Source organism: Streptomyces chiangmaiensis (assembly GCF_036281785.1).
In the GTDB taxonomy this organism is placed as follows: domain Bacteria; phylum Actinomycetota; class Actinomycetes; order Streptomycetales; family Streptomycetaceae; genus Streptomyces; species Streptomyces chiangmaiensis.
In genome coordinates this window covers 1-12342 of sequence record NZ_JAYWVC010000055.1, presented here as the reverse complement: position 1 = coordinate 12342, position 12342 = coordinate 1, and the positions used below count along the sequence as shown (strand labels likewise).

The window sequence follows — 12342 nt, the reverse complement described above, 5'->3', positions numbered from 1 at the left end:
AACCGGCCCCTCAAGGGACTACGGCCGAGGCTCAGTCGAGGTAGTCGCGCAGCACCTGCGAGCGCGACGGGTGACGCAGCTTCGACATCGTCTTGGACTCGATCTGGCGGATCCGCTCACGGGTGACGCCGTAGACCTTGCCGATCTCGTCGAGGGTCTTCGGCTGACCGTCGGTGAGACCGAAACGCATGGAGACGACGCCCGCCTCGCGCTCCGAGAGAGTGTCGAGCACGGAGTGCAGCTGCTCCTGAAGGAGCGTGAAGCTGACCGCGTCCGCGGGAACGACGGCCTCGGAGTCCTCGATGAGGTCACCGAACTCGCTGTCGCCGTCCTCACCGAGCGGGGTGTGCAGGGAGATGGGCTCGCGACCGTACTTCTGGACCTCGATGACCTTCTCCGGGGTCATGTCCAGCTCCTTGGCCAGCTCCTCCGGGGTGGGCTCGCGGCCCAGGTCCTGGAGCATCTGCCGCTGGACACGGGCCAGCTTGTTGATGACCTCGACCATGTGCACCGGGATACGGATGGTGCGGGCCTGGTCGGCCATGGCACGGGTGATCGCCTGACGGATCCACCAGGTGGCGTACGTGGAGAACTTGTAGCCCTTGGTGTAGTCGAACTTCTCGACCGCACGGATCAGACCGAGGTTGCCTTCCTGGATCAGGTCCAGGAAGAGCATGCCGCGGCCGGTGTAGCGCTTGGCCAGGGAGACCACCAGACGGAGGTTCGCCTCCAGGAGGTGGTTCTTGGCGCGTCGGCCGTCCTCGGCGATGATCTCCAGCTCACGCTTGAGCTTGGGGGCGAGCTTGTCCGCGTTGGCCAGCTTGTCCTCGGCGAACAGCCCGGCCTCGATTCGCTTGGCGAGCTCGACCTCCTGCTCGGCGTTGAGCAGCGGAACCTTGCCGATCTGCTTCAGGTAGTCCTTGACCGGGTCGGCGGTCGCGCCAGCCGCAGCGACCTGCTGCGCGGGCGCGTCATCCTCGTCCTCGTCGGACAGAACGAATCCGGCGTTCTCGGTGCCCTCGGGCTCCTCGCCGGGCTTGCCGGGGGTCTCCTCGAGGACGACTTCCTCCTCGACCAGCTCGGCGTCGTCCTTCTTGTCGGTCGTCGTCTTCTTGGCCGCCGTCTTCTTGGCGACGGCCTTCTTCGCGACGGCCTTCTTGGCGGTCGTCGCCTTCTTGGCAGCGGCCTTCTTGACCGGCGCTTCCTCAGCCGGGTCGTCGGAGACCGGCACGGCCGGAGCGGCTGGAGCGGTAGCCTTCGTCGCGCTCGCCGTCTTCGCCGCGACGGTCTTTGTGGCCGTGCGCTTGGCCGGACTCTTCGCTGCGACGCTCTTGCGGGTGCGCTTGGGCTCTGCGGCACTGACCATCAGCGTCACACCCTCTTCCTCGAGGATCTGGTTGAGGCTGCGCAGTACGTTTTTCCACTGAGTGGCCGGGATCTGGTCAGCTTCGAAGGCCCGACGCACATCGTCGCCGGCGATCTGCCCCTCAGCCTTTCCCCGCTCAATGAGAGCCATGACAGAGACGGACTCGGCGATCTCCGGCGGGAGCGTACGGGATGTGCTGGCCGACACGAACAACCTCTCGGAACGTTGGAAAACGGCTTCCGGCCCCGTCCACGAGGACAGGAGCCGACCGCCGGCTTGGGGATGGGCCGACGGCGCGGGTGGGGGCCGGGGAGATGGACAGCGCCGTGAACGGCGTCCGTATTCCCTCCTCGGCTGTCACCTCTTAGGTCATCGCATAGTGCCCCGAAGCGTTACGCCTAATCCGCGTGGCCCGGATCACACCCCGTAACCGCTCAAAAACGTCCAGATACGGGCAGAGATAGTCAGTCGACGTCGTCCCGGCGGTCGACCGCCGACGGCCGGTTCCTGCCATGTCCCGGAATCCCGGATCGGCACAGGGGATCCGTGACGGCTCCGACACCCGCGACCGGCTCCAAGTCGTCCATGACGGAGTTGCCCACCGGAACCGGCGGCGCCGTCCGTCCCCGTCGGACTCCGCCGGGTCCCGGGAGGATCCGACGGAGTCCGACGGCGGGTGAACGGCGCTGCACGGCCGTCGACCGCAGGCCCCGGTGCCGTACGACGGGGCACCCATGCCCGGTCGTACCGCACGCGGTACTGCGGTCAGTGTTCCCGCGGCGCGGGAACCACGCGCTCCACCTCGGGGTGGACGGTGAGCAGTTGACGCATGGCGCCTTCGGCGGCCGCCCCGTCGCCCGACGCGAGCGCGTCGACGATGCGGGCGTGCTGGGTCAGGGAGGTGTCGTTCGGGCGGTCGCAGCCGGTGACCGGGCCGCCGGAGACCTGGAGGGCTGCTGAAACGATCCCCGAGAGGTGCTCCAGCATCCTGTTGCCGGCGACCTGAATGAGCAGCGAGTGGAACTCCGCGTCGGCACGCGAGAACGTCAGGGAGTCGCCCTGGCCCATGGCGTGTCCCATGATCTCGACCATGTCGCCGAGCCGCTGCTGGACCTCCTCACGGCCGTGACCTGCGGCGAGGCGCGCGGCGAGCGGCTCGATGGTCCACCTCAGCTCGCAGAGTTCGCGGCGCTGGTCGTCGCGCTGGGGCCCGAAGGCCCGCCACTCGATGATGTCCGGGTCGAGGAGGTTCCAGTCACTCACGGGACGCACACGCGTACCGACGTTCGGTCGTGCGCTGACCAGGCCTTTCGCCTCGAGGACGCGCAGCGACTCACGGACGACGGTGCGGGACACCTCGAATCGCTGACCGATCTCCTCCGGCACCAGTGGGCGGTCGGCGCCCAGGTCGCCGGAGACGATCATCTGGCCGAGCTGCTGGACGAGTTGGCCGTGCAGTCCGCGTCCACGGCTGCCCGCGGCGCGTCGGCCGACGCGACCCAGTTCAGGGTCCGCACCCTCCCAGGAGGGCGTGCCGGCGCGGTCGGCGGCGGGCGCCTCGGCGTAGGGGTAGCGGTCGAGTTCGCCCGGTCCGGCAAGGCCGGAGTCTGCGGAGCGGGCGGCGGTCATCATGGTGTGCGCAAGGGTACTCACGGATCCTTTGTCGGCGCCCTCTCCAACTGCCTTGAGGTCTTTGGTGAAAAGCACACGAAAGGGTGATCGCTCACCCCGTCGCAATTGACGCCTTATCGGAAAGAAATGGGCACTTTCCGGGGAGTTGCGTGCACGGCGGGCCGGGATGGGCACACACGGTTGTCATCGGGCCCCGCCGCGCAGCACTGTGAGCAGATATGCGCAGAGCAGCGCGGTCAGGGACAAGGCCAGTGCACCGCCGACGGGTTGGGCGACCACATGCACCGCGGCGGCCAGATACCGCTCACCACCCAAGGGCCACTGCAGCGGCGAGAGCCCCCGCACACGGGCGACGAGGCCCGCCGTGGTCCCCACGGACGGCCTCTCCAGCACCTGCTGCAGGACGGGTACGACAAGGACGGGCACCGCGAGCACCACGACCACTCCGGCGATCGTGGACCGGAAGATCCCCGCGGCCAGCACTCCGGCCCAGGCGCACCCCACGACGAGGCCGCACCAACTCACGAAGAGGGCGAACCGGTCAGCCGGAACCCTGGCGACCTCTCCCCCGAAGACGACGGTGAGGACCTCGAAGTCGAGGGCGACCGCGAGGACAGCCAGGATCAGCGCAATGGCCCCGGCGACGACGAGTTTCGCGGCGAGCAGCCCCAGCCGGCGTGGGACGGTCCCGCGGTGCGCGGAGAGCGCGGGGTGACGGAACTCGTCTCCGAAAGCCAGGGCGCCGAGCAATCCCGCACCGAGCGCCGCGGGCGGCAGGGGAAGCTCCTGTGGCCAAGCTGCCGTCACGCGGTGCGGCGGGGTATGTCCGATGCGGGCGAGGAATACGGAGACGAGAACGGAGGCGACGAGCGCGGCGGCCGCGACGAGGTGGGTCGTGGCGACACCGACGGTGCGGTGCAGTTCGTAGCGCAGTGGGCGCAGAGGGTTGGGGGCGGCACGGACACTCACGGGCGGCGGCGACGCGGGCAGGTCGCCCGGCTCCGGCGTCTTCATCGAGGGCGATACCGCCGTTGTTGCGTCCGCGTCGGCGGGCGGACCCATGTCGCCGATTTCGTCGGCCAGTTGGTGCACGAGGATGCCGTGCCGGAATGCGGCCTCCCCGACCTCGGCGCACGTACTGCCGTACACCGACAGCCGGTTGCCGTCCTCGTGGACGACTTCCACCGAACGCCGGGCCGCTCTCGCCTCCTTGGTGAGGAGGTTTCCAAGACGTGCGGCGTGCGGGCTGCGAACGGCCACGCGGGGTCGCAGCCGGGTGCGGGCGAACTCGGCGGCCGTCTGGTCGGCGACGAGCCGGCCCTCGTCGAGCGTGACGACGTGGTCGGCCGTACGGGCGGCTTCCTTGGGGTCGCCCGTGGCGAACAGGACGGTGCCGCCCTGGGCGGCGTGTGCGCGCAGAACGCCGTGCAGCCAGCGGCCTTCGCGGGCGGAGAGCCCGTGGACGGGATCGTCGACCACGAGCGTGTGCGGGTCGCCGAGCAGAGCGCAGGCGAGACCGAGACGGCGATCCATTCCGCGCGAGAGCATGCCCAGTCGCTCGTGACCCAGGCTGACGAGTCCGACCCTTTCGAGGACCTCGTCCGCGTGGTGGACGGGCACGCCCGCGGCACAGCACAGCATGCGCAGTTGTCCACGCACGGTACGCGCGGGATGGCCGGGGACGTCGCCGAGGAGCACGCCCACCTCGCGCTGCGGATGGGCGATGCGGTGCAGCGGACGTCCCCGGAAGTAGGTGATACCGCGGCCCGGTTGGAGTTCGAGCATCAGCCTGAGGGCAGTCGTCTTGCCTGCACCGGAGGCTCCGAGGAGCGCGGTGACATGGCCCGCATGCGCCTCGAAGGACACGTCGTCGACGGCGGGCGGAACGTCCGTGCGGGGATTGCTGGTCAGTCCGATCGCCTGGATCACCTGAAGCAAGATAGCGCGATATGTCCGTTTTTTGGGTCACCCTGGCGGCGGTCCGGCGCCGACTCCCGAATAGGACGTGTGTCCGCGGCGACCTGCCGTGCGGACGGTGCTCAGGCGGTGGTCAGACCTCGGGGCGCAGCATCGGCGGGTTGAGCAGAGTGGCCCCGCCCGCGCGGAAGAGCTGCGCCGGACGGCCGCCCTGCCTGGTCGTCGTGCCGCCCGTGGGCACGAGAAACCCGGGAGTACCGGTCACCTTGCGGTGGAAGTTGCGGGGGTCGAGGGCCACGCCCCAGACGGCCTCGTACACCCGGCGCAGCTCGCCGACGGTGAACTCGGATGGACAGAACGCAGTGGCCAGCGAGGAGTACTCGATCTTGGAACGGGCACGCTCGACACCGTCGGCCAGAATCTGCGCGTGATCGAAGGCGAGCGGCGCCGCCTGCTCCCCGTCCCTGCCGTAGCCGCCCTGCTGCAGCAGCTCCTCCACGGGCGCCCAGCGTGCGCTGTGGGCATCGCCGCCGGCCCGCGGCGCGGGCAGGTCGGGAGCGAGCGCGAGGTGAGCCACACTGACCACTCTCATCCGCGGGTCGCGCTTCGGGTCACCGTACGTCGCCAGCTGCTCCAGGTGAGCGCCGTTGTCGTGGGCCGGCGCCTGGGGGTCATGGGCACACAGCCCCGTCTCCTCGGTCAGTTCACGTGCCGCAGCCTGCGCCAGATCCTCGTCCGCCCGTACGAAGCCGCCAGGAAGCGCCCATCGGCCCTGGAACGGCGGCTCGCCCCTGCGGACCGCCAGCGCGCAAAGGGAATGACGGCGCACGGTCAGCACGACCAGGTCCACGGTGACGGCGAAGGGCGGAAAGGCTGACGGGTCGTAGGGCATGCCGCGATCATAGTCGTCTGCTTGACGATAAACACTCCCTTCGGCGACCGCTTCCACAGCTGATCCACTTCTGTCATCGATGCGTCTCTGCGGCGGGAGCCATTCGCCCTCCCGTGGCACGTCGCCCGAGCTCACACCCCCAGCTGCAATCCGTCGGCGGCCTCCTCCACCGTGGCGAGGCCGAGCCGGCCGACACGCACGGAGAAGGGGGCACCGGCGACTCTGAGTCCCGTCAGGACGATCTCGCCCAGCGGTGCGCTGCGGACCGGGCACAGGGTCACCGTCCGGGCCGGCGCGTCCGGGCGGATACCGGCGAGCGCGGTCAGGAGCAGGACTCCGGCCGCGGCCGCCGTGGCGGCGGGACGGCAGGCCGCCGGATGCGGCAGGGGTGCAACCCCCTCCACGCGCGGTTCGCCCGCGAACATCTCGGGCAGCCGGTACCCGAACTCCTCCGCCGCCGAGAGCATCCCGACCAGCAGTGCGCTCGCCTCCTTCTCATGCCCGGCGGCGGCCAGTCCCGCCACGGCGACCGCCGTCTCCTGGACACGCACCGCGCCGCCGCGGTGTCCGAACGGGTTGTACGCCGCCTCCGTCGCGCCGAGGCCACGCAGTCCCCATCCCGAGTCCATGACCGGATCGCCGAGCAGCCGCGCGAGTTGCTCCGTGCGTACCTTGTCGAGCAGGCCGGGCGCCAGGGCACCCGAGCCGAGCAGGCCGGTGTCGAGGAGATGGGCGGCACCGGCCCCGAGGTGCGGCACCAGGCGTCCGTCCCGGGTGCGGGCGGCGGCAGGTCTGCCGCCCGCCTGGCCCTCGATCCAGAAGTCCGCGCAGAACGCGCCGCGCAGTTCCTCGGCCCATTCGCGCAGCTCGGGGCCTCCCGGCCGCCCCCACGCATGAAGGAGATCGGCACCGAGCACGGCCGCCCGGTGCGCATGCGCCTGCGTCTCACAGCGCAGTGGTCCGTGCGGCTGGGGGTCGGGGAGGTAGACGCCGTCGCCGACGGTGGTGCGCAGCCACCGCAGACAGTTCTCGGCCACGGGCAGCAGCTCCTGCGCCTCCCGCTCCGGAAGTCCCCATCGCCAGGCCTCCGCGAGAAGGACGGGGAAGAGCAAGGTGGCATCGGTACCCGTGCAGCCCGGCGGAACGTGCCTACCCGCGTCGCGGCGAGGGCCCGGGATCATGCCCGAGCGCAGGCCCGGGCCGGCGAGTTGGGTACGGGCCAGGATCCGCAAGGTACCCGCGGCGAGCCGGGTGCCCAGGGGCAGCGTCATCCGCGCCGCCGCCAGGCAGTCGGCGGGTGCCGGTCCGCAGCGCCAGGGTGCTCCCGCTGCGAGATGGACGTCGGACGGGCGGGCGAGGTCACGCAGGAGCAGGGCCTGAAGGTCTTCGACGCAGGTGCGCAGCAGCGGCTGGACCCTCGGGTCGTCCCCGGCGGCCCGGGCCTCGGCGAACGGGCTCGTCGCACCGTGTCCCACCGCCCGGACCGGTGCCGCGCCGTCCGGCCGCAGTCGCAGTTCCACGCTCCGTGTCCCGCCGGGCGGCAGCTCCATCTCCCAGCGCAGAAGCCCGGCGGAGGCGAGGGCATCGGCGGGCGGCGGGGCTGCCATGACCGCGCAGTCGCCCTTGTCGCACGACCAACGCAGCCCGGAGTCATGCACGGTGGCGGACAGTTCGGGTCCGGAATTGCCCGAGGCGACGGCGGCCAGCTCGGCGAGGTCCGTGGCGAGGGACACCTCCACGGGTAGACGCAGCGGGCGCGAGGCCGCGCTGTGCAGGATGATCCGTTCGGTACCGTCAGCGGACCTCAGGCGCTCCACGACGACGTCCGGGTCCGGGCCCACGTCCGGGGCCGCGTGCACCGTCCCCACGAACCGCGCGCAGTCGGCCCCGATCATGCAGGCCTGCACGGCCAGCGGCTCCCGACCCGCCACTCGCACCTGGCAGCGGGACAGCACGCGGCGGCCCGCGCGGTAGAACCCCTCCAGTCCCCGTCCTGTCAGCTGCCCCTGGTCCGTGGAGATCACCAGCCCGGGAAGGGCGACGCAGATCAGGGCGCTATGGGCAGGTGGCAGTTCGGCGACGCGGCGGGGCAGATGCGGGGCGGTCGCCTGCGTCCGGTTGCCGCGCGGGACAGGCGGCGCCCCACCGGGCCCGCGGGGCGGAACCGGTGGCACACCTTTCGGAGGCTTGGGCGTCGAGTGGCCATTGCGGGGAGGTCGGTCGCCGTCGTGGGCGAAATGGGGTGTGTGCAGGGGCATGAGACGGTTTCCTCTCCGCTCGGCGCGCCCTGGGAGGCGGCGGGCGCCGGGTGGGTGCTCGGGAGGGTGGTGCGTCCTACGGCGGGGCGGCCCGAGCACGGTTTCCGCCACACACGTGAACGGGAGGGGCTTTTCCCGGGTCACGCCTGCGAACGGGAAGCCGACCGAACGGCGGTAGGTCCGAGCGCCGAACACGCTCACGTGGTCTTCCCCCTCACACACCGGCCCCCAGCGCGGTGGACCCCTGACTGGCCGACAGCGCTGTCCGCTGCCCGTCGTGGCCCGTCACTGCTGGTCGGTGCGTCGGCCGGGCGCCGGCGACGGTCCTGGGCCGCCCTGCTGGAACGACGGCTGGACCGGCTGCCTCTGCTCGCCGGACGCGCCTTGTGGCGCCGGCGGGGAGTGGCGATGGCACGGGGTGGTCGCGCGGCCGTCGCCGCCTGCGGCGCGCCGGGGTGCACGGCCACCGGATCGACCGAGGCCGAGGTGTCGTCGGCCGGGGGCCCGACCCGATCGACGGCTGCCCTGAAACCGTCCGCCGGCGCAGTCGCGCCCGCAGGAACACCGAGCCGGCCATCGGGCGACGCTTCTCCGCCAGGGGGAGCCGCAAAGCCCCGGGCGGGCGAAGGCTGGCCGGACGAATCCGCCGAGCGGCCGTCGGTCACGGGCTTCGCAGGGGTGGGAACCTCCGAGCCACCGTCGCGCGGCGCACCCGCGTCACCAGGCCGATCCACAGGACAGCCGTCGGGCGGGGTCTCGTCCTCCGTGACAGCCATCAGCCATTCACCGGACGGATCGTCGGACGGACACCCGTCATCGGTGACGGGCACCGGCCACTCCACAGGCGAGTCGTCAGAAGTCCCGGCCGGTGCCGCAGGACGGTCGTCCCCCACGGTGCGCCCTCGGGCCGGCGCCGGACCGTGTGACGGCGCGCACCCGCCGTCCGGCGCCGCGGGGTCCGTACCCCCCTTGCTCCCGTGATCCGTGCGCTCCGTCCGCAGACAACGGCGGACGGTCTCCGGGTCCAAGCCGTCGTTGCATGCCTGATGCAAGAGACGGGCGAAGAGATAGTCCGGGTCCGCGCCCAGGGCCATGGCGAGGGCCTCGCGGGCCTCGAGCTCGTCGCCGGTCGACCAGGCGACCCATCCGGCCAGCGTCAGCGGCGCGGCGGCGTGCTCGCCGTAGGCCCCGACGCAGCGGCGGGCCAAACCACGCCACAGCCGCAGGGCCACCGCGGCCTCCGGACCCTCCATCCACGCAGCGGCACGGTCTCGGGTCGTACGGTCCTGCAAGCCGAGGATCATGGCCGCGGCCTCGTCGTACCCGAGCAGTTCGTCGTCGCGACGGTCCGCCACCCGGGTGGCGGCGACGGTCGGGACCTCGGCGAGACGGGCCATGACCCGCTCGGCCAGTGCAAGCGTTTCGGTGGCGACATCGTCACGGGTGTCGCCGTTGAGAATCCTCGGGACGAGCGCCACGCTCGCGGCGTCCAGCGCGGCCTCCTGGTCGAGCACCTCGGACGTCTCCCAAGGACTGAGCCGAGCCCTGAACTCCTTGAGACTGCCGCGCACCTGAACACCCGCATAGGTCGCGGCGGCGGCAAGAACCGAGGTGCCGGGAAGGCCCATTTGTCGTCCCTCGGGTGGACAGCAGGCCGGACTCGCGCAGCAGTACGACCAGAACCGGCCGTCGGAGATGCACAGGGCCTCCACGACCGGAACGTCGAGGCTGCCGCAGGCCGTGCGCAGCGACTGGGCGAGCGGCCGCAGGCGTTCCATCACGTCGCGGCCCGTCTCACCGCTCGCCGGTTCCTGGACGAGGTAGGCGATCATGCTCGCGGGCCGGGACCCTCTGCGCCGGCTGCCGTTGACCAGGCCGTGCGCCAACTGCTGGGCCGCGGAGGGCCAGTCGTCAGGACGGGCGGGGATGCCCAGCCGTGCCCGCCCGCCGAACCTCCCTCGCATCTCACACTCGTGCAGGGCGACCAGCACGAGGCTGTCCTCGGGGCGGTACCCCAGCAGATAGGGCAGCGCATCGGCCAGCTCGGCCGGGGAACGCAGTGTGACCTGGGTCTCGCCGCAGGATCCCGCCATAGGACGGTGTCCTTTGCGTGCTGAGGGCTCGCCGCCGGCGTGTGCGGATGCGCCCATGTCACCGATGCCGGAGGAGCCGGCCGCTTCGTCGTGGTTCGTCATGCCGCGACGATCTCGCGGATCTTGTGATTCCGTATCACCCTGTGGATAACCCCGGCCATGAGCACGCCAGGAGTTGTCCACAGGTCGTGAGGCCCGTTCGCGCTATGTCGGACCGATCGGGTTGCATGGACGCCATGACCGACGAACACCCGCGCCGCACGGCCCACGAAACCTCGTCCACGCCGACAGGCGCACCGGGCACCGCTCCCCTGGACACGAGCGCACCAGCCGGGGCCGAGGGCGAGCTGCGGGCGGCCGCCGACGCCGTGCTCGCCCGGCTCGTCGGGGCCCCGACCGGCGAGGCCCGGCTGCGCGAGGACCAGTGGAGCGCCATCGAGGCCCTCGTGGAGCGCGGGCGCAGAGCCCTGGTCGTGCAGCGCACGGGCTGGGGCAAGTCCGCGGTGTACTTCGTCGCGACCGCCCTGTTGCGCGAGCGTGGCGCGGGCCCCACGGTCATCGTCTCGCCGCGCCATCGCATGTACCTGCCGTGGCGAACTTCTCGATACGCCCACGGCACCTGTACTGCTTCTCCCGCCGAGACTTTCCGCCTCCTACGTATCGCTGGCCGCAGGGGCTCACGATGCGCCCGGAGAGCGTGTAGATCCGCCTCTGGGGCGATCGTCGCACCGGGCGCTTGGCGGCAGCTTTCAACTCCTTGATCTCGGCGGGGGTGAAGATGGAAGACAGATTGATCAGGACAGGCTCACCATTGATCGGGTTTCCGTCCCGGCCCCGCTTCACGCCTGCCGAGCCCCGGAAGACCTGGCGCGCCTTCAGCACGATAGGGCTGAGGACTTGCTGACGCAGGCTGTGGTACCCCCATGGGATGCCATCGCGCTTGGCGTACCCTTCGGAGTTCATGGCGATGGCGGCTTTGCGCCAGTCCCGCCTGATGACAATGAGTTCCCGGCCGCGTCGCAGATTCTCGGCCTCGTGCTTGAGCTTGTTGCAATCATCGCCACAGGCATCGTCGCACTCATCCACGGCCAGCTTGCTTTCGCCGACGAGGCCTTTGTTGGTGATGCGATAGCCGTAGGGGACTTTGCCGCCGATGTAGCCGCCATCTTCCGCCTTCTCCTGGAGGCCGCCTTGGGTGCGCTCCCGGATGATGTTGCGCTCGTCCTCGGCGTAGTCGGCGTCCTTGCGCATCTTGCTCTCCCCTTCGGGAGTGCTGTTGTCGTAGTCCTTCTTGACCACGGCGACGAAGATACCTAGTTCCTGGAGTTCCCAGACCCACTTCCAAAAGGCGCGCCCTGTACGGCCGATGGCTCGACCCTCGTTCACCACGACCATGTCGAAGGGACGCGGGGTCCGGCGGGCATCTTCCATGAGCCGGTTGAGGTCGTCGCGCTGGTGTGCCTCCAACGCACCGGAGATGCCTTCGTCTTGTAGGTGCCGACGTGCTCCCAGTCCTTTTGGGCTATGTACCGCGAGGTCTTCTTACCGGAGTAGGCGATGCCATACCCCTTGACCTGCTCCTCAGTGGAGACTCGCAGGTAGTCGACTGCCCGGAGCGCCGCCCGACCTATCTGGCGGCGCGCAGTTTCGATGGCAGCAGTGCGAGCATGAAGCACGGCAGCTCCTCCCTGAGTCCCAAAGCCTTGGCCAGGTTTAGCAACCAGCGGTCATACCTTTCATGATCATCCTACGCCCACATCCCTATCAAGGATAGGAGCGAAGAGAATCTCGAGGGCCCGCCGATACGCACCCGCCGGAAGGGCGCGCCGAAGGTCGAACTCACGTACTTCGAGCTTCGATATCCCGTTACTGTTCGACAACGTGACACCTGACGTCCCGTCAGGTATGTCACCTTCACGGCGAGTCGTAGCTACAAGTGCGCGCATCTTCGAAGAACCGCTGGCCTCACCCACCTTGCCGTCACAACCATCACTGCAGGAACTCGACAGCCTCCACTCAGGACCACAGCAATCACACATGTCTCTCCCTGACGAGCTTCCCTCACCGAGCAAAATGCCCTTGCATCCGCGACAGTCGCTCAAGGGCCCACTGACGTACCGGGCCACGGTGCAGAAATCAGGAGATTAGGCGCGGCCGACGTTTCGCGGTAAAGCGCTGCTTCAT

7 protein-coding genes and 1 pseudogene are annotated in these 12342 nt (G+C 70.2%); 1 reads left to right on the top strand and 7 read right to left on the bottom strand.

What is annotated here, in order from left to right; translation table 11 throughout:
* Positions 1-31: 31 nt before the first annotated feature.
* The 6 genes from VXC91_RS18150 to VXC91_RS18125 form a co-directional block, all read right to left on the bottom strand.
* Complete coding sequence (locus VXC91_RS18150) at positions 32-1573, bottom strand: RNA polymerase sigma factor (RefSeq protein WP_329508308.1); 1542 nt, start codon at positions 1571-1573, stop codon at positions 32-34.
* Between the two features lie 558 nt (positions 1574-2131).
* Positions 2132-3019 (bottom strand): FadR/GntR family transcriptional regulator, encoded by an 888-nt coding sequence (locus tag VXC91_RS18145; protein WP_329508307.1) that lies wholly within the window; start codon positions 3017-3019, stop codon positions 2132-2134.
* 162 nt (positions 3020-3181) lie between these two features.
* The gene (locus tag VXC91_RS18140) at positions 3182-4927 is read right to left on the bottom strand and encodes an ABC transporter ATP-binding protein (protein WP_329508306.1); all 1746 of its coding nucleotides are present in this window, start codon (positions 4925-4927) and stop codon (positions 3182-3184) included.
* 121 nt (positions 4928-5048) lie between these two features.
* Positions 5049-5807 carry an NUDIX hydrolase gene (locus VXC91_RS18135; RefSeq protein WP_329508305.1) on the bottom strand — a complete coding sequence of 253 codons (759 nt, stop codon included), beginning with the start codon at positions 5805-5807 and terminating at the stop codon, positions 5049-5051.
* A 131-nt stretch (positions 5808-5938) separates the two neighbouring features.
* Positions 5939-8065 (bottom strand): glycogen debranching N-terminal domain-containing protein, encoded by a 2127-nt coding sequence (locus tag VXC91_RS18130; protein ID WP_329508304.1) that lies wholly within the window; start codon positions 8063-8065, stop codon positions 5939-5941.
* Positions 8066-8262: 197 nt separating this feature from the next.
* The gene (locus VXC91_RS18125; RefSeq protein ID WP_408057408.1) at positions 8263-10260 is read right to left on the bottom strand and encodes a DUF4192 family protein; all 1998 of its coding nucleotides are present in this window, start codon (positions 10258-10260) and stop codon (positions 8263-8265) included.
* A 134-nt stretch (positions 10261-10394) separates the two neighbouring features.
* Here VXC91_RS18125 and VXC91_RS18120 point away from each other — a divergent pair.
* Positions 10395-10727: pseudogene (locus VXC91_RS18120) on the top strand (hypothetical protein); the annotation flags it as partial.
* On the opposite strand, the gene VXC91_RS18115 reads toward VXC91_RS18120, so the two are convergent.
* Positions 10714-11625, bottom strand: coding sequence for a recombinase family protein (locus tag VXC91_RS18115; protein WP_408057407.1), 912 nt, complete (start codon positions 11623-11625; stop codon positions 10714-10716). The pseudogene VXC91_RS18120 and the gene VXC91_RS18115 sit on opposite strands and share 14 nt — an antisense overlap.
* Positions 11626-12342 lie beyond the last annotated feature (717 nt).

Excerpts from the sequence above, each read along its gene's own strand:
- VXC91_RS18125 (WP_408057408.1), bottom strand. The coding sequence starts at position 10,260 with ATGACGAACCACGACGAAGCGGCCGGCTCCTCCGGCATCGGTGACATG.
- VXC91_RS18130 (WP_329508304.1), bottom strand. The coding sequence starts at position 8,065 with ATGCCCCTGCACACACCCCATTTCGCCCACGACGGCGACCGACCTCCC.
- VXC91_RS18135 (WP_329508305.1), bottom strand. The coding sequence starts at position 5,807 with ATGCCCTACGACCCGTCAGCCTTTCCGCCCTTCGCCGTCACCGTGGAC.